This window comes from Scandinavium goeteborgense (genome assembly GCF_003935895.2).
Lineage (GTDB): Bacteria > Pseudomonadota > Gammaproteobacteria > Enterobacterales > Enterobacteriaceae > Scandinavium > Scandinavium goeteborgense.
In genome coordinates, this window is sequence record NZ_CP054058.1 from 880,241 (window position 1) to 902,749 (window position 22,509).

Genomic DNA, 22,509 nt, shown 5'->3' on the forward strand with positions numbered 1-22,509 from the left:
GGACAATGGTTGCGGTACGCAGTGCACATCTCAATAAAGCTGGTGAGTTTGATCCAGTTAAATGGATAGCAAGCCTGGGAATTTCCAGCCAGCAGTCGTGTGAACGCTTAGCCGAGACATGGACCTATTGTCGCGAACAAACCCTAGATCATCCTGATGCCGGGCTGCTGCTGTGGCGCGGCGTTGAGATGGTTGAAATCCTCTCCATGCTGAACATGGATATCGATTCACTGCGGGCGGCTCTGTTGTTCCCGCTGGTGGTGAGCGACGTGGTCAGCGAAGAAAAGCTGGAGGAGAGCGCCGGTAAATCTATCGTCACGCTTATCCACGGCGTGCGCGATATGGCCGCCATTCGCCAGCTAAAAGCCACCCATAACGATTCCGTCTCTTCTGAACAGGTCGATAACGTTCGCCGCATGCTGCTGGCGATGGTCGACGATTTCCGCTGCGTGGTCATCAAGCTCGCCGAGCGTATTGCGCACCTTCGTGAAGTGAAAGATGCGCCGGAAGATGAACGCGTGCTGGCGGCGAAAGAATGTACCAACATCTACGCCCCGCTGGCCAACCGACTCGGTATTGGTCAGTTGAAATGGGAGCTGGAAGATTACTGCTTCCGCTATCTGCATCCCGCGGAATACAAGCGCATTGCCAAGCTGCTGCACGAACGCCGTATCGATCGCGAACATTACATTGATGAGTTCGTCGGCACGCTGCGCGCCTCAATCAAAGAAGAGGGCGTGAAGGCGGAAGTGTACGGCCGACCGAAACACATTTACAGCATCTGGCGCAAAATGCAGAAGAAGCATCTGGCGTTTGACGAGCTGTTCGATGTACGTGCGGTGCGTATCGTCGCCGAACGTTTGCAGGACTGCTACGCGGCGCTGGGCATCGTCCATACCCTTTTCCGCCATCTGCCAGATGAGTTCGACGATTACGTGGCGAACCCGAAACCGAACGGCTATCAGTCGATTCACACCGTGGTGTTGGGCCCCGATGGGAAAACGGTGGAGATTCAAATCCGTACGCGCCAGATGCATGAAGAGTCTGAGCTTGGCGTAGCGGCGCACTGGAAATACAAAGAGGGCGCGGCGTCCAGCGGCGCGCGCGGACACGAAGACCGTATTGCCTGGCTGCGTAAGCTGATTGCGTGGCAGGAAGAGATGGCCGATTCAGGCGAAATGCTCGACGAACTGCGCAGCCAGGTGTTCGACGACCGGGTGTACGTGTTTACCCCGAAAGGCGACGTGGTTGACTTGCCCGCAGGCTCTACGCCGCTCGACTTTGCCTACCACATCCACAGCGATGTGGGGCACCGCTGCATCGGCGCGAAAATCGGCGGTCGCATCGTGCCGTTTACCTATCAGCTGCAAATGGGCGATCAGATTGAAATCATCACCCAGAAGCAACCGAACCCGAGCCGCGATTGGCTGAACCCGAACCTGGGCTACGTCACGACCAGCCGCGGACGTTCAAAAATTCACGCCTGGTTCCGCAAACAGGATCGCGACAAAAACATCCTCGCCGGACGTCAGATCCTCGACGACGAACTGGCGCATCTCGGGATCAGCCTGAAGGAAGCGGAAAAGCAACTGCTGCCGCGCTACAACTTCAACGATCTCGACGAACTGCTGGCGGCCATTGGCGGCGGCGATATTCGCCTCAACCAGATGGTGAACTTCCTGCAGTCGCAGTTTAACAAGCCGAGCGCCGCCGAACAGGATGCCGCCGCGCTGAAGCAATTGCAGCAGAAAACCTACAACCCGCATAGCCGCAAAAAAGATGACGGCCGCGTGGTGGTGGAAGGCGTTGGCAATCTGATGCATCACATTGCGCGCTGCTGCCAGCCCATTCCGGGTGACGAGATTGTCGGCTTCATCACCCAGGGGCGCGGAATTTCCGTGCACCGCGCCGACTGTGATCAACTGGTGGAATTGCAATCCCACGCACCGGAGCGCATCGTCGATGCGGTCTGGGGGGAAAGCTATTCCGCAGGCTACTCGCTGGTGGTGCGTGTACAGGCGAACGACCGCAGCGGCCTGCTGCGTGATATCACCACCATCCTCGCCAATGAGAAGGTCAACGTGCTTGGCGTAGCGAGTCGCAGCGACACCAAACAGCAGCTCGCCACCATCGACATGACCATCGAAATCTACAACCTGCAGGTGCTGGGCCGGGTGCTCGGTAAACTGAACCAAGTGCCGGACGTGATAGACGCGCGTCGTTTGCACGGCGGTTAATTTTCTCTGCAATCAGCGCCGCCGGACATCATACAAAATGTCCGGCGGCGCGTTTTTTGCCGGACCTACTTTTCAAGGATTTACCATGACTCAAATCGACCGCCTGCTCGGCATCATGAAACGCCTGCGTGACCCGGAAACCGGCTGTCCGTGGGACAAAGAGCAGACTTTCGCCACCATCGCGCCTTACACCCTCGAAGAAACCTATGAAGTGCTGGACGCCATCAGCCGTGAAGATTTTGACGATCTGCGCGGTGAACTCGGCGACCTGCTGTTCCAGGTGGTGTTTTATGCGCAAATGGCGCAGGAAGAAGGGCGCTTTGATTTCAACGATATCTGTGCCGCCATCAGCGACAAGCTGGAGCGCCGCCATCCCCACATTTTTGCGGATGCCACCGCCGCGAACAGCACGGAAGTGCTGACGCGCTGGGAACAAATCAAAACCGCCGAGCGGGCGGAGAAATCGCAGCACTCAGCGCTGGACGACATTCCGCACAGCCTGCCTGCGTTAATGCGTTCCCATAAAATCCAGAAACGCGTGTCGACGGTCGGTTTTGACTGGACCACGCTGGGCCCGGTACTCGACAAAGTCTACGAAGAAATCGACGAAGTGATGCATGAAGCCAAGCAGGCTGTCGTCGACCAAGCCAAGGTCGAAGAGGAAATGGGCGACCTGCTGTTTGCGACGGTCAATTTATCGCGTCATTTAGGGGTTAAAGCCGAAGTTGCGCTGCAAAAAGCGAACCTCAAATTTGAGCGTCGTTTCCGTGAAGTGGAAAGGATTGTTGCCGAGCGAGGCCTTGAAATGACCGGGATCGACCTGCAAGAGATGGAAAGTGTTTGGCAAGAGGTAAAACGGCAGGAATCTGATCTCTAACAGTTTTTTGCGATCAAGCGCTATTTGTGTGATTTTTAAAATGACAAGCGCTTGATTTACGTCAAAAACATTTACCCAAAAGGGGCTATTTTCTCACTCCTTATGTTTGTCTGGGCCTGGAATGGAGACGGAGAATGAATGTTTGTGGCACTCGCCGTGTTCGGGTATACTACTTTCCCGTCTTGGTTATTCCATCATTCCAACCTAACTTCTCAGGTTCAGCATGACAACGAACTATATTTTTGTGACCGGCGGGGTCGTATCCTCTCTGGGTAAAGGCATTGCAGCCGCATCCCTCGCAGCCATTCTAGAAGCCCGTGGCCTTAACGTGACCATGATGAAACTGGATCCGTATATCAACGTCGATCCGGGGACCATGAGTCCTATCCAACACGGGGAAGTGTTCGTTACCGAAGACGGCGCTGAAACCGACCTGGACCTGGGCCACTACGAGCGTTTCATTCGCACTAAAATGACGCGTCGTAACAACTTCACCACTGGCCGTATCTACTCCGACGTTCTGCGTAAAGAGCGCCGTGGCGACTATCTGGGCGCGACCGTTCAGGTTATCCCGCACATCACCAATGCGATTAAAGAGCGCGTCATCGCCGGGGCCGAAGGCCACGACGTCGTGCTGGTTGAAGTCGGTGGTACCGTAGGTGATATCGAATCCCTGCCGTTCCTCGAAGCGATTCGCCAGCTGGCCGTCGAAGTAGGCCGTGAGAACACGCTGTTTATGCACCTGACCCTGGTGCCATACATGGCCGCTGCGGGTGAAGTGAAAACCAAACCGACTCAGCACTCTGTAAAAGAGCTGCTCTCCATCGGTATTCAGCCGGATATTCTGATTTGTCGTTCCGATCGTGCCGTTCCGGCCAACGAACGTGCGAAAATCGCTTTGTTCTGTAACGTTCCTGAAAAGGCTGTCATTTCTCTGAAAGACGTCGATTCCATTTATAAAATCCCGGGCCTGTTGAAATCACAGGGTCTGGACGATTATATTTGTAAACGATTCAGCTTGAACTGTCCGGAAGCTAATCTGTCAGAATGGGAACAGGTTATCTACGAAGAAGCTAACCCGGCAGGCGAAGTGACTATCGGTATGGTCGGCAAGTACATAGAACTGCCGGACGCCTATAAGTCAGTTATCGAAGCGCTGAAACACGGTGGCCTGAAAAACCGCGTTACCGTCAACATCAAGCTTATCGATTCGCAAGATGTTGAAACACGTGGTGTCGAAATTCTGAAAGGTCTTGATGCTATTCTGATCCCTGGCGGCTTCGGCTACCGCGGTGTTGAAGGCAAAATCGCCACCGCACGCTTTGCGCGTGAAAACAATATTCCTTATCTGGGCATCTGCCTGGGTATGCAGGTTGCGTTGATCGAGTTCGCTCGTAACGTAGTCGGGATGGAAAACGCCAACTCAACGGAATTTGTGCCAGACTGTAAGTACCCGGTTGTGGCCCTTATCACCGAATGGCGTGATGAAAACGGGAATGTCGAAGTGCGTACTGAGAAAAGCGATCTCGGCGGCACAATGCGTCTGGGGGCTCAGGCCTGCCAGCTCAGCGACGACAGCCTGGTTCGCAAGATGTACGGCGATGAGACCATCACCGAGCGTCACCGTCACCGCTATGAAGTCAACAATATGCTGTTGAAACAGATTGAAGCTGCGGGCCTGCGTATTGCGGGCCGTTCCGGGGATGATCAGTTGGTCGAGATCATCGAGGTTCCGAATCACCCATGGTTCGTTGCCTGTCAGTTCCATCCGGAGTTTACTTCTACGCCGCGTGATGGGCATCCGCTGTTTGCAGGCTTCGTGAAAGCCGCTAGCGATTACCAGAAGCGTCAGGCGAAGTAAAAAAGTTAGAACGGCAGCGCCCCTGATTTGGGGCGTTGTTTGTCTGGAGTTTTAGTTTAACTTGTACTGAGGAAAACCTAATGTCCAAAATCGTTAAAGTCATCGGTCGTGAAATCATCGACTCCCGTGGTAACCCGACTGTTGAAGCCGAAGTACACCTGGAAGGTGGTTTCGTCGGTATGGCAGCTGCGCCATCAGGTGCATCTACTGGTTCCCGCGAAGCGCTGGAGCTGCGCGATGGCGACAAATCCCGCTACCTGGGTAAAGGCGTACTGAAAGCTGTTGGCGCTGTAAACGGCCCAATCGCTCAGGCTATCCTTGGCAAAGATGCCAAAGATCAGGCTGGCATCGACAAGATCATGATCGATCTGGACGGTACTGAAAATAAATCTAACTTCGGCGCTAACGCGATCCTGGCTGTGTCTCTGGCTAACGCCAAAGCTGCTGCAGCTTCTAAAGGTCAGCCGCTGTTCGAACACATCGCTGAACTGAACGGCACCCCAGGCAAATACTCCATGCCGGTTCCGATGATGAACATCATCAACGGTGGTGAGCACGCAGACAACAACGTTGATATTCAGGAATTCATGATTCAGCCAGTTGGCGCGAAATCCCTGAAAGAAGCCGTTCGTATGGGTTCTGAAGTGTTCCATAACCTGGCTAAAGTTCTGAAAGCTAAAGGTATGAACACTGCAGTGGGTGACGAAGGTGGCTATGCGCCAAACCTGGGTTCCAACGCTGAAGCACTGGCTGTAATCGCTGAAGCAGTTAAAGCAGCGGGCTACGAGCTGGGCAAAGACATCACTCTGGCGATGGACTGTGCTGCTTCTGAATTCTACAAAGACGGTAAATACGTTCTGGCTGGCGAAGGCAACAAAGCTTTCACCTCCGAAGAATTCACCCACTTCCTGGAAGATCTGACCAAGCAGTATCCGATCGTTTCCATCGAAGATGGTCTGGACGAATCTGATTGGGATGGTTTCGCATACCAGACCAAAGTGCTGGGCGACAAAATCCAGCTGGTTGGTGACGATCTGTTCGTAACCAACACCAAGATCCTGAAAGAAGGCATCGACAAAGGCATCGTTAACTCCATCCTGATCAAATTCAACCAGATCGGTTCCCTGACCGAAACTCTGGCTGCAATCAAGATGGCTAAAGACGCTGGCTACACTGCAGTTATCTCTCACCGTTCCGGTGAAACTGAAGATGCAACCATCGCTGACCTGGCGGTTGGTACTGCTGCAGGCCAGATCAAAACCGGTTCCATGAGCCGTTCTGACCGCGTTGCTAAATACAACCAGCTGATTCGTATCGAAGAAGCACTGGGTGAAAAAGCACCGTACAACGGTCTGAAAGAGATCAAAGGTCAGTAATTCATTACTGTCGCTTTACTCTAAAAAAACCCGCTTCGGCGGGTTTTTTATTGCCTGGAAAACGCGGCGGGGCAGCTGCTTGTCTCGCCGTGGCGCGCCAAATCTGCGATACTTACTCTTTACTCCCTTCTTAGAGATGACTATGCAGTACCCGATTAACGAAATGTTCCAGACCCTGCAAGGCGAGGGTTACTTCACCGGCGTTCCCGCCATTTTTATTCGACTGCAGGGATGCCCGGTTGGCTGTGCGTGGTGTGATACCAAACATACCTGGGACATGCTGGAAGATCGGGAAGTGTCTCTGTTCAGCATTCTGGCGAAAACCAAAGAGAGCGACAAATGGGGCGCCGGTACGCCGGAAGACTTGCTGACTGCCATCACTCGTCAGGGCTGGACCGCGCGTCACGTGGTCATCACTGGCGGCGAGCCGTGCATTCACGATTTAACGCCGCTGACGTCGCTGCTCGAGCATAATGGTTACAGCTGCCAGATTGAAACCAGCGGCACCCATGAAGTGCGTTGTTCACACGCGACCTGGGTGACAGTGTCGCCGAAGGTGAATATGCGGGGTGGATACGAAGTGCTGTCCCAGGCGCTGCATCGCGCTGACGAGATTAAACACCCGGTTGGCCGCGTACGCGACATCGAAGCGCTGGACGAACTGCTGGAGACGCTGAGTGACGAAAAGCAGCGCGTTATCGCCCTGCAGCCCATCAGCCAGAAAGATGACGCGACGCGTCTGTGCATTGAAACCTGTATCGCCCGCAACTGGCGTTTATCGATGCAGACCCACAAATACCTCAATATCGCCTGACAAAAAGCCCGGTTCATTGACCGGGCTTTTTTCATCAACAACACTTCACCATTTCACTCGCCGCGATAGACACAGCCAGCAGTGCAGGTTTCTTTGATGGTGATGGCGCTCAGCAGCGGAACCAACGGCTTCATCTGATCCCAAATCCACTTGGCCAGCACTTCGCTGGTCGGGTTTTCGAGGCCCGGGATATCGTTCAGATAATAGTGATCGAGACGATCATAGGTCGGTTTGAACGCCGCTTTCAGTTCGGCAAAATCCATGATCCAGCCCGTGTGCGGATCCACCTCGCCGGTAATTTCCAGACGGACCATAAAGGAGTGTCCGTGCAGGCGACCACACTTGTGGCCTTCCGGTACGTGCGGCAGGTGGTGAGCAGCTTCAAACATGAAATCTTTAAACAGGGTGGTGGACATCGTTAACTCTCGAAAATGCGGAAAAAACCGGCGAATCTTACAGCAAAGCGCCTTTTTTCGCATTAACTAAAACCGCCATTAACGATGAGGGGGCAAGTACAGGCGGGTGACTCCTGAAAAACACCTATAAATCATGCGATTAATTAACCAGTTTTGCAGATAGTTATGACAACTAAAAGCGGTTAGTCCATTTGGTTATTTATTATTTCCAACCCTTATTTAGTGGTTATTATTGCCACCGTTAACCTTGACCAGAATCGAACTCTCTTTTCTGTTTTTGCATGTAAAACAGCTTTGCTACTGGAACATAACGACGCATGACGACACAGGCCCCACCTTCCGCTTTGCTTCCGCTGAACCCGGAGCAACTGGCACGCCTGCAGGCGGCCACCACCGATCTTTCACCGACCCAGCTGGCCTGGGTTTCTGGCTATTTCTGGGGCATGCTTAATCAGCAGCCGGGCAGCGTGATGACCGCCGCGCCTGCTACCGTTGAAGCGCCAGCCATTACCCTGATTTCTGCATCGCAAACCGGTAACGCCAGACGCGTGGCGGAACAGTTGCGTGACGATCTGCTGGCAGCAAAACTCAACGTTAAACTGGTGAACGCGGGCGACTACAAATTCAAACAAATCGCCCAGGAAAAACTGCTGGTGGTGGTGACGTCTACGCAAGGTGAAGGCGAACCGCCGGAAGAAGCCGTGGCGCTGCACAAGTTCCTGTTCTCGAAAAAAGCGCCGAAGCTTAACGGCACTGCGTTTGCGGTGTTTGGCCTCGGCGATACGTCCTACGAATTCTTCTGCCAGTCGGGCAAAGACTTTGACGGCAAGCTGGCCGAACTGGGCGCAGAACGCCTGCTGGATCGCGTCGATACTGACGTGGAATACCAGCCAGCGGCAGCAGAATGGCGCGAACGCATCGTCGAAGTACTGAAAGCACGTGCGCCGAAAGAGACACCCGCTCAGGCCGTCGCGTCGGCAACTGGCGTGGTGAACGACGTTCACTCCAGCCCGTACACCAAAGAAGCACCGCTCACCGCGTCTCTTGCCGTGAATCAGAAAATCACCGGTCGCGACTCTGAAAAAGACGTGCGCCACATTGAAATCGACCTGGCGGATTCCGGTCTGCGCTATCAGCCAGGCGATGCGCTTGGCGTGTGGTATCAGAACTGCCCTGCGTTGGTGAAAGAACTGGCAGAGCTGTTGTGGCTGAAAGGCGATGAGTCGGTGACCGTTAACGGTCAAACTTTGCCGCTGAGCGAAGCGCTGGAATGGCACGTTGAATTGACGGTGAACACCGCCAATATCGTGGAAAACTACGCCACCCTGACCCGTAGCGAATCACTGTTGCCGCTGGTGGGCGACAAAGCGAAACTGCAGCACTACGCCGCGACCACCCCGATTGTCGATATGGTCCGTTTCTCGCCAGCGCAGTTAGACGCCGACATCCTCATTGGTCTGCTGCGTCCGCTGACGCCGCGTTTGTATTCCATCGCCTCATCGCAGGCCGAAGTCGAAACCGAAGTCCACATCACCGTCGGTGCCGTGCGCTTTGATATCGAAGGCCGCGCGCGCACCGGTGGCGCATCCGGCTTCCTCGCTGACCGTGTAGAAGAAGACGGTGAAATCCGCGTCTTCATCGAACATAACGACAACTTCCGCCTGCCCGCGAACCCGGAAACGCCGGTTATCATGATTGGCCCTGGCACCGGTATTGCGCCGTTCCGCGCCTTCATGCAGCAGCGTGCCGCAGACGGGGCGGAAGGTAAAAACTGGCTGTTCTTCGGCAACCCGCATTTCACCGACGACTTCCTGTATCAGGTGGAGTGGCAGCGCTATGTTAAAGAAGGCGTCCTGACGAAGATCGACCTGGCCTGGTCCCGGGATCAAAAAGAAAAAGTCTACGTACAGGACAAACTGCGCGAACAGGGCGCAGAGCTGTGGCGCTGGATCAATGACGGTGCCCACATCTATGTCTGCGGCGACGCTAATCGCATGGCGAAAGACGTTGAGCAGGCTTTGCTGGAAGTGATTGCCGAGTTCGGTGCGATGGATACCGAAACGGCGGATGAATATTTAAGTGAGCTGCGCGTTGAGCGCCGTTATCAGCGAGATGTCTACTAATGAGCGAAAAACATCCCGGCCCTTTAGTGGTCGAAGGTAAGCTGTCCGACGCAGAGCGTCTGAAGAAAGAGAGCAATTATCTGCGCGGCACCATCGCGGAAGATTTGCATGACGGCCTGACGGGCGGCTTCAACGGCGATAACTTTCTGCTGATCCGTTTTCACGGCATGTATCAGCAGGATGACCGCGATATTCGTGCCGAACGCGCGGAGCAAAAGCTTGAGCCGCGCCACGCGATGATGCTGCGCTGCCGCCTGCCGGGTGGGATTATCACCACCAAACAGTGGCAGTCGATCGACACGTTTGCCGAAAACAACACTATTTATGGCAGCATCCGTCTGACCAACCGCCAGACGTTCCAGTTTCACGGCATTCTGAAAAAGAACGTCAAACCGGCGCACCAGATGCTGCACGAGGTGGGCTTAGACGCGCTGGCGACCGCCAACGACGTCAACCGTAACGTGCTTTGCACCTCGAACCCGATTGAGTCTGAGCTGCATGCTGAGGCTTACGAGTGGGCGAAAAAACTGTCAGAACACCTGCTGCCGCGCACCCGCGCCTATGCTGAAATCTGGCACGATCAGGAAAAAGTCGCGACCACTGACGAAGAGCCGATCCTCGGTGAAACGTACCTGCCGCGTAAATTTAAAACCACGGTGGTTATTCCGCCGCAGAATGACGTCGACCTGCACGCCAACGACCTGAACTTTGTCGCGGTGGCGGAAAACGGCAAGCTAGTGGGCTTTAACCTGCTGGTGGGCGGCGGTTTGTCTATCGATCACGGTAACAAGAAAACCTACGCCCGCACCGCGAGTGAGTTTGGTTTCCTGCCGCTCGAGCATACGCTGGCGGTTGCTGAAGCGGTGGTGACGACTCAGCGCGACTGGGGTAACCGTACCGACAGGAAAAACGCAAAAACCAAATATACCCTGGAGCGCGTCGGCGTTGAGGTGTTCAAAGCGGAAGTGGAACGTCGCGCGGGCATGACCTTCGCGCCGATCCGTCCTTATGAATTTACCGGCCGCGGCGACCGTATTGGCTGGGTAAAAGGCATCGACAAGAAATGGCACCTGACGCTGTTTATTGAGAATGGCCGCATTCTGGATTACCCGGATCGTCCGCTGAAAACCGGTCTGCTGGAAATTGCTAAGATCCATAAAGGTGATTTCCGTCTGACTGCCAACCAGAACCTGATTGTGGCGGGCGTGCCGGAAAGCGAAAAAGCGAAGATTGAGAAGCTCGCACAGGATCACGGTTTGATGGACGCGGTGAAGCCGCAGCGTGAAAACTCCATGGCCTGCGTGTCGTTCCCAACCTGCCCGCTGGCGATGGCCGAAGCCGAACGCTTCCTGCCGTCGTTCGTCGACAAAGTGGAAGCGGTGATGGAACGTCACGGCGTGGGCGATGAGCATATCGTCCTGCGTGTCACCGGCTGTCCTAACGGTTGTGGCCGTGCGCTGCTGGCCGAGCTGGGCCTGGTGGGTAAAGCGCCTGGACGTTACAACCTGCATCTCGGCGGCAATCGCATGGGAACGCGTATCCCTCGGATGTACCGCGAGAACATCACCGAATCGGAAATCCTCGACTCGATTGATGAGCTGGTGGGGCGCTGGTCCAAAGAGCGCGAAGCCGATGAAGGCTTTGGTGATTTCACCGTGCGCGCAGGGATCATCCGTCCGGTGCTCGATCCGGCCCGGGATTTCTGGGAATAACGTTTTATTGCCCGGTGGCGCGATGCTTACCGGGCCTACCGGTTTTGTAGGCCGGGCAAACGCAGTGTCGCCCGGCACAACAGGCAAATGAGGTGTCTATGTCCATACTCGATCTGAATGCGCTTAACGCTCTGCCAAAAGTCGATCGCGTGCTCGCGCTGGCGGAAACCAACGGTCAGCTGGAGAAGCTCAGCGCGGAAGAGCGCGTGGCCTGGGCGCTGGAAAATCTGCCGGGCGAGTACGTGCTCTCGTCGAGCTTTGGTATCCAGGCGGCGGTGAGCCTGCATCTGGTGAATCAGCTGCGTCCGGACATCCCGGTTATTCTCACTGACACCGGTTATCTGTTCCCGGAAACCTACCAGTTTATCGATGAGCTGACCGACAAGCTCAAACTCAACCTCAAGATTTACCGTGCCGAACAGAGCCCGGCGTGGCAGGAAGCGCGCTACGGCAAACTGTGGGAGCAGGGTGTTGAGGGCATCGAGAAATACAACGAAATCAACAAGGTCGAGCCGATGAGCCGTGCGCTGGAAGAGTTGAACGGCCAGACCTGGTTTGCAGGGCTGCGCCGCGATCAGTCCGGCAGCCGGGCGAATTTACCGGTGCTGGCTATCCAGCGCGGTGTATTTAAAATCCTGCCGATCATCGACTGGGATAACCGCACGGTGTACCAGTATCTGCAAAAACATGGCCTGAAATATCACCCGCTGTGGGACGAGGGCTACCTCTCCGTCGGCGATACCCATACCACCCGTAAATGGGAGCCGGGCATGGCAGAAGAAGAAACGCGCTTCTTTGGCCTGAAACGGGAATGTGGGTTGCACGAAGGGTAATAAAGAGACGGTGGCAGAGATGCCACCGGATAATCAGATTACGCTTTGCCTGCTTTCCCCGCTTTCGCCAACTCCTTCATTAGCGGCAGCATGATTTTTACGACATCACGACCGCGGTGCTCGATGCGGCCGGGCAGGGCTTTGTCGATGTATTGCTGGTTGTCGAGGCGCACGTTATGCCAGCTGGTGCCATCCGGGAATGAGTGCGTTTTGGCCCGCTGCTGAAAACCGTCTTTTTTGCCGAGGGACCAGTTGGTGGCTTCGACGGATAGGACCGGGATCCCCGCATTGTCAAACACCTCTGCGTCGTTACAGCAGCCTGTGCCTTTCGGATAGTTGGCGTTCAGACCCGGGTTGATAGCCACCTGAATACCGTGGCTGCGGGCGATGCTGAGCGCGCGATCCCGGGTCAGTTTACGCACCGAGGCAGGTGTTGATTTTCCGCTATTGAAATAGAGTTTATCGCCCACCACCAGGTTATCGAGATTGATAACCAACAGCGTGTTTTTCCTCTCCGCGGCGCTCATGCGTTGCAGCAGGTTGTCTGCACCCAGTTTGCCTTCCTCTTCACCGCTGGTGGCGATAAAGCGGATACTGTATTCGGTAGGGATATTCTTTAAGCGCTCCGCCAGTTCCAGCATCACGCCTACGCCCATCGCGTTATCGTCGATGCCTTGCAGCGTCAGGCCGCCGAGATTGTTTTCGACATCCGCATCGCTGTGCGGCGCGTAGGTATCGAGATGCGCCATCACAATAATCTGCTGGCTGGCTTTGCCTTCGTGCGCGGCGATAACCGTGCAGCCGGTAATGTTGTGCCAGTTCTGGTGCTTATCTTTGGTGGTGTACAGATAGCGGCTTTTAAAGGTGCGAATGTCGCTTTCATAACCCATCTGCGCAAACTGCTGGCGCACGTAATCCGCTGAGAGCATTTCAGCCGGACTGCCGGTCATGCGGCCGGGAAAATAGGTGGCGATATAACGGGCTTGCTGGTTGGCAATGGCGCCAGTGGGAACCGATGCGGCAAAGGCAGACGCCGTAAAGCATGCGCCTAACGCCAAAGGAACAAGGCGGCGGCACAAGGCGGAAAACATAGAGTGTCCTTACAGTGGGGATCAAATAATCACGGCATAGTATGAAACTGTGACTGGGCTAACACAATTTCATTTCGTCCTAATCAGGCGAAATATCACGCATTAAGCATTTTTTTGCATTTGTATTTTCGGCTTGTTATTCCATTGCGGAACTACTCATTCCTTTTCGTAATTTCATTTGCTCAGAGCCTCCCCCTATAGTCCCCCTATGCTTAATGTGAATGAGTTGTAGCGCCGTGGATTATTTGCCTCTTTTTGCCTCGCTGAAAAACCGTCCGGTTCTGGTTATCGGCGGGGGCGATATCGCTGCCCGAAAAATCCTGCTGTTACGGCGGGCCGAGGCAAATGTGCGCGTCGTAGCGCAACAACTCTCTCCTGAACTGGCCGAACTGGCCAATCAACAGTCGATTGAATGGCTGGCGACCGAGTTCGACGAAGCGCAGATAGACCCGGTGTTTTTGGTGATTGCCGCCACCGACGACAGCGAACTTAACCAGCGCGTCTTTGCGGCGGCGGATGCCCGTCAGCGCCTGGTGAACGTGGTGGATAATCAGCCGCTGTGCTCCTTCGTCTTCCCGTCAATCGTCGATCGTTCTCCGCTGCTGGTGGCGATTTCCTCCAGCGGAACCGCTCCGGTACTGGCGCGTCTGCTGCGGGAGAAAATCGAAGCGCTGTTACCGACTAACCTCGGGCGTATGGCGCAGGCAGCAAGCTACTGGCGACATCATATTCAAACGCGTTTGCACACTACGGCTGAGCGCCGTCGTTTTTGGGAACGCGTGTTTACCGGACGTTTTGCCAGCCTGATGGTGGCGGGCAATGAAACCGCGGCCCAGCAGGCGCTGGAAGATGAGCTGAATCAGCCTGAACGCCAGATAGGTGAAATCGTGCTGGTGGGTGCCGGGCCGGGCGATGCGGGCCTGCTGACGCTGCGCGGTTTGCAGGTTATCCAGCAGGCCGATGTGGTGTTTTACGATCATCTGGTCAGCGAAGGCGTGCGTGAGCTGGTGCGCCGCGATGCGGAGCTGATTTGCGTCGGCAAGCGGGCGGGCACCCACAGCGTGCCGCAGCATGAAACCAACCGTCTGCTGGTGGAAGCCGCGCTGGCAGGCAAAAACGTGGTACGCCTGAAAGGTGGCGACCCGTTCATTTTTGGTCGCGGCGGCGAAGAGTTACAGGCCGCAGCGGAAGCGGGCGTACCTTTCCAGGTGGTGCCGGGCGTGACCGCTGCCGCAGGCGCAACGGCCTACGCAGGTATTCCGCTGACCCATCGCGATTACGCCCAGAGCGTGACCTTTGTTACCGGACATTACAAAGCCGACAGCACCCCGCTTGACTGGGCGCATCTGGCGCAAAGCCATCAGACCCTGGCGATTTACATGGGCACCATGAAGGCCGCCGAAATCAGCCAACAGCTCATCGCCCACGGTCGTGACAGTCAGACCCCGGTGGCCGTTATCAGTTGCGGCACGCGCGCCGATCAGCAGGTGACCGTCGGCACATTACAACAACTCGAAAGCCTCGCGAAAGACGCCCCGATGCCAGCGCTGCTGGTAGTGGGTGAGGTGGTGCAGCTGCATCATCAGCTCGCGTGGTTTCAAAACAACTTACAGCAGGAGGGGTTTAACTCTTCTGTGGTGAATCTGGCTTAGATCTGGCTTATAAGGAATGGTTATGGACCATCAACGACTCACTCATCTGCGGCAGTTGGAAGCGGAAAGCATCCACATTATCCGTGAAGTGGCGGCTGAATTTTCCAACCCGGTGATGATGTACTCCATCGGTAAAGACTCCAGCGTGATGCTGCATCTGGCGCGTAAAGCGTTCTATCCGGGCACGCTGCCGTTCCCGCTGCTGCACGTGGATACCGGCTGGAAATTCCGTGAGATGTACGAGTTCCGTGACCGGACCGCCAAAGCCTACGGCTGCGAACTGCTGGTGCATAAAAACCCGGAAGGCGTGGCGATGGGCATCAACCCGTTCGTGCACGGCAGCGCCAAGCACACCGACATCATGAAAACCGAAGGCCTGAAACAGGCGCTGAACAAATACGGCTTTGACGCCGCGTTCGGCGGGGCCCGCCGTGATGAAGAGAAATCCCGCGCCAAAGAACGCATTTACTCTTTCCGCGATCGTTTCCACCGCTGGGACCCAAAAAACCAGCGCCCGGAACTGTGGCACAACTACAACGGCCAGATTAATAAAGGCGAAAGCATCCGCGTGTTCCCGCTCTCCAACTGGACCGAGCTGGATATCTGGCAGTACATCTATCTGGAAAATATTGAAATCGTTCCGCTGTATCTGGCTGCTCCACGCCCAGTGCTGGAGCGCGACGGCATGCTGATGATGATCGACGACGATCGTATTAATCTGCAGCCTGGCGAAGAGATCAAACAGCAGATGGTGCGTTTCCGTACCCTTGGCTGCTGGCCGCTGACCGGCGCGGTGGAGTCGAACGCGCAGACATTACCGGAAATTATTGAAGAGATGCTGGTGTCCACCACCAGTGAACGACAAGGCCGCATGATCGACCGCGACCAGGCAGGCTCCATGGAGCTGAAGAAACGCCAGGGTTATTTCTAAGGAGCCGCCATGAACACAACGATTGCACAACAAATTGCCGACGAAGGCGGCGTGGAAGCGTATCTGCACGCCCAGCAGCACAAGAGCCTGCTGCGCTTCCTGACCTGCGGCAGCGTGGATGACGGCAAAAGCACCCTGATTGGTCGCCTGTTGCACGATACCCGCCAGATTTACGAAGATCAGCTCTCTTCGCTGCACAATGACAGTAAGCGTCACGGCACGCAGGGCGAGAAACTCGACCTGGCGCTGCTGGTTGATGGCTTGCAGGCTGAGCGTGAGCAGGGCATCACCATTGACGTGGCGTACCGTTATTTCTCCACCGAGAAGCGCAAATTTATTATTGCCGACACCCCGGGCCACGAGCAGTACACCCGCAACATGGCGACTGGCGCATCCACCTGTGACCTGGCGATCCTGCTGATGGACGCGCGCAAAGGCGTGCTCGATCAGACCCGCCGTCACAGCTTCATCGCCACGCTGCTGGGTATTAAGCATCTGGTGGTGGCGGTCAACAAGATGGATATCGTCAACTACAGCGAAGAGACGTTTAACGAAATTCGTGAAGCCTATCTGACGTTTGCCGGGCAGCTGCCGGGCGAGCTGGATATCCGCTTTGTGCCGTTGTCTGCGCTGGAAGGTGACAACGTTGCCAGCCAGAGCGCAAACATGCCGTGGTACAGCGGCCCGACGTTGCTGGAAGTGCTGGAAACCGTTGAAATCAAACGCACGGTCGAAAGCCAGCCGCTGCGTTTCCCGGTGCAGTACGTGAACCGACCAAACCTCGATTTCCGTGGCTACGCGGGAACCCTGGCGTCCGGCACGGTCAGCGTCGGTCAGCGCGTGAAAGTGCTGCCGTCAGGCGTGGAATCTGCCGTGGCGCGGATTGTGACCTTTGACGGTGACTTGCAGGAAGCCGCTGCGGGCGAAGCCATCACCCTGGTGCTGAAAGATGAGATTGATATCAGCCGTGGCGACCTGCTGGTCGACGTGAGCGAAACGCTGCCTGCGGTGCAAAGCGCCAGCGTGGACGTGGTCTGGATGGCGGAACAGCCGCTCCAGCCGGGTCAGAGCTATGAAATTAAAATCGCCGGGAAGAAAACCCGCGCGCGCATCGACCGGGTTCAGTATCAGGTGGATATCAACAACCTGACCCAGCGCGAGGTGGCGAATTTGCCGCTGAACGGTATCGGGCTGGTGGATGTCACCTTTGACGAACCGCTGGTGCTCGACAAATATCAGCATAATCCGGTGACGGGCGGGCTTATCTTTATCGACCGTCTGACTAACGTCACCGTCGGCGCAGGCATGGTTCGCGAACCGCAGCAGGATACGGCGGTTGCGGGCAATAGCGATTTCAGCGCCTTTGAACTCGAGCTGAATGCGCTGGTGCGCAAACACTTCCCACACTGGGGCGCACGTGACCTGCTGGGAGGCAAGTAATGGCGCAGCATGACGAAAACGTCGTCTGGCACCCCCATCCTGTAACACAAGAGCAGCGCGAACAGCTCCACGGTCATCGTGGGGTTGTGCTGTGGTTTACCGGGCTTTCGGGCTCGGGTAAATCGACGGTCGCGGGTGCGCTGGAAGAGGCGCTGCATCAGCATAGCGTCAGCACTTATCTACTGGATGGCGATAACGTTCGCCACGGCCTGTGCAGTGATTTGGGCTTCAGCGATGACGACCGAAAAGAGAATATCCGTCGGGTAGGTGAAGTCGCCAACCTGATGGTGGATGCGGGTCTGGTGGTGTTAACCGCCTTTATTTCGCCACACCGTGCTGAAAGGCAGATGGTGCGCGACAGAGTCGGTGCTGGCCGGTTTGTGGAAGTGTTCGTCGACACGCCGCTGTCGGTGTGTGAAACCCGCGATCCGAAGGGGCTGTACAAAAAAGCCCGTGCCGGAGAACTGCGCAATTTCACCGGGATTGATTCGGTTTATGAAGCGCCGGAAAAGGCCGAAATTCACCTTGATGGCGAACAATTGGTAACAAATTTGGTTAACCAATTATTAGACCTGCTGAGACAGGGCGATATTATCAGATCCTGAGACCAGGCCGGTTTTCCGGCTAGTCAGGAAACAGGATTTGATATGCGCAATACCCAGAACATTACCATTACTCGTACAGAACCCATGAGTACCGAAACCGAAGAGACCACCTGGTCTTTACCCGGCGCGGTCGTGGGTTTTGTTGCATGGCTATTAGCGCTGGGTATTCCTTTTTTGTTTTACGGCAGCAACACGCTGTTCTTCTTCCTCTACACCTGGCCTTTCTTCCTGGCGCTGCTGCCTGTATCCGTGGTTATCGGCATTGCGCTCCATTCGCTGATGAACGGCAAACTCCTCTACAGTATTGTGGTGACACTGATAACAGTCGCGGCGCTCTTTGGCCTGCTGTTCCTGTGGCTGTTGGGTTAGCCGTGGGCGGAAGTACGTTCGTTTCTATTGAGACCTACGACTCGACGGGCAAAATGTGGTACATTCCCCGCGATATGCGGCATCGTCCGCAGGCCAGGGTAGAGCACTCCGGCAAGTTATGGGATGATGATGCCGTTTTTCAGGGGGCAGGATGGGTAAATTAACACTGCTATTGCTGGCATTGGTGGTCTGGCTACAGTACTCACTGTGGTTCGGCAAAAATGGTCTTCATGACTACAGTCGCGTCAACGATGACGTGATGGCTCAGCAGGCAACAAACGCCAAACTTAAAGCGCGCAACGATCAGCTTTTCGCCGAAATTGACGATCTCAACGGCGGTCAGGAAGCTATCGAAGAACGTGCTCGCAACGAACTCAGCATGACTCGCCCGGGCGAAACGTTTTATCGTCTGGTGCCGGATGCGTCCAAACGCAATCAGGGTCAGAATCAGGGTTCGGGGCAGAACAATCAATAAACTCAAGCCAGGATAACCGCATGGCAGCCAATTTTCCGGGCGTTTGCGCCGTGGTGCCGGCAGCCGGATTTGGCCGCCGTATGCAAACGGAATGCCCGAAGCAATATCTCTCAATCGGTAACAAAACGATTCTCGAACATGCGGTCGCCGCGTTGCTGGCGCATCCGCGTGTTGAACGCGTCATTATCGCCATCAGCGACGGTGACGTCCGCTTTCAGCAACTCCCCCTCGCTAATCACCCGCAAATCACCGTCGTCGAAGGTGGCTCCGAGCGTGCCGATTCCGTTCTGGCTGGCCTGAAAGCCGCGGGTGATGCGCAGTGGGTGCTGGTGCACGATGCGGCGCGTCCCTGTTTGCATCAGAATGATTTAGCAAACCTGCTGGCGCTGAGCGAAACCAGCCGTGTGGGTGGGATTTTGGCCGCACCGGTGCGCGACACCATGAAGCGCGCCGAGCCAGGTATTGCGGCGATTGCCCATACCGTTGACCGAAACGATCTCTGGCACGCGCTGACGCCGCAATTCTTCCCGCGCGAACTCCTTTTTGACTGCCTGACGCGGGCGCTCAACGAAGGGGCGACGGTGACCGATGAAGCATCGGCGCTGGAATATTGTGGCTTCCATCCACAGCTTGTCGCCGGACGGGCTGATAATATTAAAGTGACTCGCCCGGAAGACTTGGCGTTGGCAGAATTTTACCTCACTCATTGCGGATTTCAGGAGCAGGCATAATGCGAATTGGACACGGTTTTGACGTACATGCTTTCGGTGGCGTTGGCCCGATAATCATTGGCGGCGTGCGCGTGCCTTACGAAAAAGGCCTGCTGGCTCACTCTGATGGCGACGTCGCGCTGCATGCGCTGACGGACGCCCTGCTCGGTGCGGCGGCGATGGGTGACATCGGCAAACTGTTCCCGGACACCGATCCGGCCTTCAAAGGTGCCGACAGCCGCGAGTTGCTGCGTGAAGCCTGGCGTCGTATTCAGGCCAAAGGTTACACGCTCGGCAACGTCGACGTGACCATCATCGCGCAGGCGCCAAAGATGCTGCCGCACATTCCACAGATGCGCGTGTTTATCGCGGAAGATTTGGGCTGCCATATGGATGACGTCAACGTGAAAGCGACCACCACCGAAAAGCTCGGCTTTACCGGTCGCGGTGAAGGCATTGCCTGTGAGGCCGTGGCGCTGCTGCACAAGGCTCGCCCATGATCATGTTCAATGATCTGACTTACCTGCACGGCAAACCGCAGGGGCAGGGGTTACTGAAAGCCAATCCGGAAGATTTTCTGGTGGTCGAAGACCTGGGCTTTTCACCGGACGGTGAAGGTGAACAACTGCTGGTACGCATCCTGAAAAACGGCTGCAATACCCGCTTTGTGGCCGATGCGCTGGCGAAATTCCTCAAAGTGCACGCCCGTGAAGTGAGCTTCGCCGGGCAGAAGGATAAGCACGCCGTCACCGAACAGTGGCTGTGCGTCCGTCTGCCGGGCAAAGAGATGCCGGATTTAAGCAAGTTTGAGCTGGAAGGCTGTCAGGTGCTGGAGTACGCGCGCCATAAACGCAAGCTGCGCCTCGGGGCGCTGAAGGGTAACGCGTTTACCCTGGTGCTGCGTGAAGTCAGCAACCGTGAAGAAGCGGAAGCGCGTCTGCAAGCTATTGCTGAAAAGGGCGTACCGAACTATTTCGGCGCTCAGCGTTTTGGTCTTGGCGGCAGCAATCTGCTTGGCGCGCTGCGCTGGGCGCAGAGCGATGCGCCGGTGCGAGATCGTAATAAACGCAGTTTTTGGTTGTCTGCGGCCCGCAGTGCGTTGTTTAATCAGCTGGTGAGCGAGCGTTTAAAAAAACCGGACTTTAATCAAGTTGTTGACGGCGATGCGCTACAATTAGCGGGACGCGGCAGCTGGTTTGTGGCAACGGATGAAGAGATGCCCGAGCTTCAGTCCCGCGTTGATCATCGCGAGCTCATGATTACGGCATCGCTGCCGGGCAGCGGTGACTGGGGAACGCAGCGTGCGGCCCTGGAATTTGAACAGCAAACGCTGGCGGAAGAAACGCAACTGCAGTCGTTATTGCTGCGCGAAAAAGTCGAGGCAGCGCGACGCGCAATGCTTCTTTACCCGCAACAGATGAGCTGGAACTGGTGGGATGACGTCACCGTCGAGGTACGTTTCTGGCTGCCGGCAGGCAGTTTTGCCACCAGTGTTGTAAGGGAACTTATCAACACAACAGGTGATTATGCGAATATTGCTGAGTAACGATGACGGGATCTACGCGCCGGGGATCCAAACCCTGGCGAAGGCCTTGCGTGAGTTTGCCGAGGTTCAGGTTGTTGCACCCGATCGTAACCGCAGTGGGGCGTCTAATTCTCTGACCCTGGAATCTTCTCTCCGTACTTTCACTCTGGAAAATGGCGACATCTCCGTACAGATGGGCACCCCGACGGATTGTGTTTTCCTCGGAGTGAATACCCTGATGCTTCCGCGTCCCGATGTGGTCGTTTCCGGCATTAATGCCGGGCCAAACCTGGGTGATGACGTGATTTACTCCGGCACGGTGGCGGCGGCGATGGAAGGCCGTCATCTTGGCTTCCCCGCGCTCGCCGTTTCGTTGAATGGGCACAAGCATTACGACACCGCTGCGGCGGTGACCTGCTCCATTCTGCGAGCGCTGGCTCGTGAGCCGCTACGCACCGGACGTATCCTCAATATCAACGTGCCGGACCTTCCGCTTTCGGAGATCAAAGGTATCCGCGTGACGCGCTGCGGCAGTCGTCATCCGGCCGATACCGTTATCCCGCAGGAAGATCCGCGCGGCAACACGCTGTACTGGATTGGGCCGCCGGGCGATAAGTGCGACGCCGGTCCGGATACCGATTTTGCCGCGGTGGATGAAGGCTATGTTTCCGTCACGCCGCTGCACGTTGATTTGACCGCTCACAGCGCGCAAGAGGTTGTCTCCGGCTGGCTGGAGCGTGCAGGAGTCGGTGTGCAATGGTAAGCAAACGCGTACAAAGCCTGCTCAATCAACTGCGTAACCAGGGCATTCTGGACGAGCACGTGCTCGACGCCATTGCTCAGGTGCCGCGCGAAAAGTTTATTGATGAAGCCTTTGAACACAAAGCGTGGGAAAACGTCGCGCTGCCTATCGGTCAGGGGCAAACCATTTCGCAGCCGTATATGGTGGCGCGTATGACCGAACTGCTTGAGCTGACGCCGGAGTCACGGGTGCTGGAAATCGGCACCGGTTCTGGCTATCAGACCGCTATCCTTGCGCATCTGGTGCATCACGTCTGTTCCGTTGAGCGAATTAAAAGCCTGCAATGGCATGCGCGACGTCGTCTCAAGCAGCTTGATTTACATAATGTTTCAACTCGCCACGGCGATGGATGGCAAGGATGGCATGCAAGAGCGCCATTTGATGCCATTATTGTCACGGCGGCACCGCAGGAAATTCCGGTTGCGCTCATGTCGCAGCTGGATGAGGGCGGCATTCTCGTTTTACCCGTGGGTGAGGAACATCAGGTTCTGAAACGTGTTCGTCGGCGGGGAGACGAATTTATCATCGATACCGTGGAAGCGGTTCGCTTTGTGCCTTTGGTCAAAGGCGAACTGGCGTAATACAGGAGTTTTCTTGTTTCTTTCGACGCATCTTTTGGCGTAGGGTGAGCACACTTTTTTTGTGTGATTTAACGTCGAC

The 22,509-nt window shown here is 55.8% G+C and carries 21 protein-coding genes; 19 read left to right on the top strand and 2 right to left on the bottom strand.

From position 1 onward, the window contains the following. Positions 1-5 precede the first annotated feature (5 nt). The 5 genes from relA (at position 6) to queE (ending at position 7,165) form a co-directional block, all read left to right on the top strand. Complete coding sequence (gene relA / locus A8O29_RS04985; protein WP_125352092.1) at positions 6-2,237, top strand: GTP diphosphokinase; 2,232 nt, start codon at positions 6-8, stop codon at positions 2,235-2,237. A gap of 85 nt (positions 2,238-2,322) precedes the next feature. Further along, on the top strand, positions 2,323-3,114 hold the full coding sequence (gene mazG, locus A8O29_RS04990; protein ID WP_125352090.1) for a nucleoside triphosphate pyrophosphohydrolase: 792 nt from the start codon (positions 2,323-2,325) through the stop codon (positions 3,112-3,114). A 223-nt stretch (positions 3,115-3,337) separates the two neighbouring features. Then, positions 3,338-4,975: a glutamine hydrolyzing CTP synthase gene (gene pyrG, locus A8O29_RS04995; RefSeq protein WP_110511420.1), complete on the top strand. Its 1,638-nt coding sequence runs from the start codon at positions 3,338-3,340 to the stop codon at positions 4,973-4,975. An 80-nt stretch (positions 4,976-5,055) separates the two neighbouring features. Then, on the top strand, positions 5,056-6,351 hold the full coding sequence (eno, locus tag A8O29_RS05000) for a phosphopyruvate hydratase (RefSeq protein ID WP_125352088.1): 1,296 nt from the start codon (positions 5,056-5,058) through the stop codon (positions 6,349-6,351). Between the two features lie 142 nt (positions 6,352-6,493). Then, entirely contained in the window at positions 6,494-7,165 is a 672-nt protein-coding gene (queE, locus tag A8O29_RS05005; RefSeq protein WP_125352086.1) for a 7-carboxy-7-deazaguanine synthase QueE, read from the top strand. A gap of 53 nt (positions 7,166-7,218) precedes the next feature. Here queE and queD read toward each other — a convergent pair whose 3' ends face one another. Next, the gene (gene queD / locus A8O29_RS05010) at positions 7,219-7,581 is read right to left on the bottom strand and encodes a 6-carboxytetrahydropterin synthase QueD (protein ID WP_110511417.1); all 363 of its coding nucleotides are present in this window, start codon (positions 7,579-7,581) and stop codon (positions 7,219-7,221) included. Positions 7,582-7,898: 317 nt separating this feature from the next. Between queD and cysJ the strand changes: the two genes are divergently transcribed. From cysJ to cysH, 3 genes are all read left to right on the top strand, one after another. Further along, a complete protein-coding gene (gene cysJ / locus A8O29_RS05015) occupies positions 7,899-9,704 on the top strand; it encodes an NADPH-dependent assimilatory sulfite reductase flavoprotein subunit (RefSeq protein ID WP_125352085.1) in 1,806 nt (601 codons plus the stop codon). Continuing rightward, entirely contained in the window at positions 9,704-11,416 is a 1,713-nt protein-coding gene (cysI, locus tag A8O29_RS05020; protein WP_125352083.1) for an assimilatory sulfite reductase (NADPH) hemoprotein subunit, read from the top strand. Before cysJ ends, cysI begins: the two co-directional genes overlap by 1 nt. A gap of 98 nt (positions 11,417-11,514) precedes the next feature. Then, positions 11,515-12,249, top strand: a complete 735-nt coding sequence (gene cysH, locus A8O29_RS05025; RefSeq protein WP_125352081.1) for a phosphoadenosine phosphosulfate reductase — start codon at positions 11,515-11,517, stop codon at positions 12,247-12,249. Between the two features lie 38 nt (positions 12,250-12,287). On the opposite strand, the gene A8O29_RS05030 is transcribed toward cysH, so the two are convergent. Further along, positions 12,288-13,340 (bottom strand): aminopeptidase, encoded by a 1,053-nt coding sequence (locus A8O29_RS05030; RefSeq protein ID WP_125352079.1) that lies wholly within the window; start codon positions 13,338-13,340, stop codon positions 12,288-12,290. Positions 13,341-13,585: 245 nt separating this feature from the next. On the opposite strand from A8O29_RS05030, the gene cysG reads away from it, so the two are divergent. The 11 genes from cysG to A8O29_RS05085 all read left to right on the top strand — a co-directional run bounded on the left by cysG (position 13,586) and on the right by A8O29_RS05085 (position 22,430). Continuing rightward, complete coding sequence (gene cysG / locus A8O29_RS05035; protein WP_168713823.1) at positions 13,586-14,992, top strand: siroheme synthase CysG; 1,407 nt, start codon at positions 13,586-13,588, stop codon at positions 14,990-14,992. Between the two features lie 22 nt (positions 14,993-15,014). Then, positions 15,015-15,923 (top strand): sulfate adenylyltransferase subunit CysD, encoded by a 909-nt coding sequence (gene cysD / locus A8O29_RS05040; protein ID WP_110511412.1) that lies wholly within the window; start codon positions 15,015-15,017, stop codon positions 15,921-15,923. A 9-nt stretch (positions 15,924-15,932) separates the two neighbouring features. Beyond that, a complete protein-coding gene (gene cysN, locus A8O29_RS05045; RefSeq protein ID WP_125352076.1) occupies positions 15,933-17,363 on the top strand; it encodes a sulfate adenylyltransferase subunit CysN in 1,431 nt (476 codons plus the stop codon). After that, complete coding sequence (gene cysC / locus A8O29_RS05050) at positions 17,363-17,968, top strand: adenylyl-sulfate kinase (RefSeq protein ID WP_125352074.1); 606 nt, start codon at positions 17,363-17,365, stop codon at positions 17,966-17,968. The genes cysN and cysC overlap by 1 nt, the downstream gene beginning before the upstream one ends. 42 nt (positions 17,969-18,010) lie before the next feature. After that, complete coding sequence (locus A8O29_RS05055) at positions 18,011-18,337, top strand: DUF3561 family protein (RefSeq protein ID WP_125352072.1); 327 nt, start codon at positions 18,011-18,013, stop codon at positions 18,335-18,337. A gap of 151 nt (positions 18,338-18,488) precedes the next feature. Further along, the gene (ftsB, locus tag A8O29_RS05060) at positions 18,489-18,812 is read left to right on the top strand and encodes a cell division protein FtsB (protein ID WP_110511408.1); all 324 of its coding nucleotides are present in this window, start codon (positions 18,489-18,491) and stop codon (positions 18,810-18,812) included. A gap of 20 nt (positions 18,813-18,832) precedes the next feature. Beyond that, on the top strand, positions 18,833-19,543 hold the full coding sequence (ispD, locus tag A8O29_RS05065; protein ID WP_125352070.1) for a 2-C-methyl-D-erythritol 4-phosphate cytidylyltransferase: 711 nt from the start codon (positions 18,833-18,835) through the stop codon (positions 19,541-19,543). Then, the gene (gene ispF, locus A8O29_RS05070) at positions 19,543-20,022 is read left to right on the top strand and encodes a 2-C-methyl-D-erythritol 2,4-cyclodiphosphate synthase (protein ID WP_110511406.1); all 480 of its coding nucleotides are present in this window, start codon (positions 19,543-19,545) and stop codon (positions 20,020-20,022) included. The genes ispD and ispF overlap by 1 nt, the downstream gene beginning before the upstream one ends. Further along, complete coding sequence (gene truD / locus A8O29_RS05075; RefSeq protein WP_110511405.1) at positions 20,019-21,068, top strand: tRNA pseudouridine(13) synthase TruD; 1,050 nt, start codon at positions 20,019-20,021, stop codon at positions 21,066-21,068. Before ispF ends, truD begins: the two co-directional genes overlap by 4 nt. Beyond that, a complete protein-coding gene (gene surE, locus A8O29_RS05080) occupies positions 21,049-21,810 on the top strand; it encodes a 5'/3'-nucleotidase SurE (RefSeq protein WP_125352069.1) in 762 nt (253 codons plus the stop codon). The genes truD and surE overlap by 20 nt, the downstream gene beginning before the upstream one ends. Next, positions 21,804-22,430, top strand: a complete 627-nt coding sequence (locus A8O29_RS05085) for a protein-L-isoaspartate(D-aspartate) O-methyltransferase (RefSeq protein WP_110511403.1) — start codon at positions 21,804-21,806, stop codon at positions 22,428-22,430. Before surE ends, A8O29_RS05085 begins: the two co-directional genes overlap by 7 nt. Positions 22,431-22,509 lie beyond the last annotated feature (79 nt).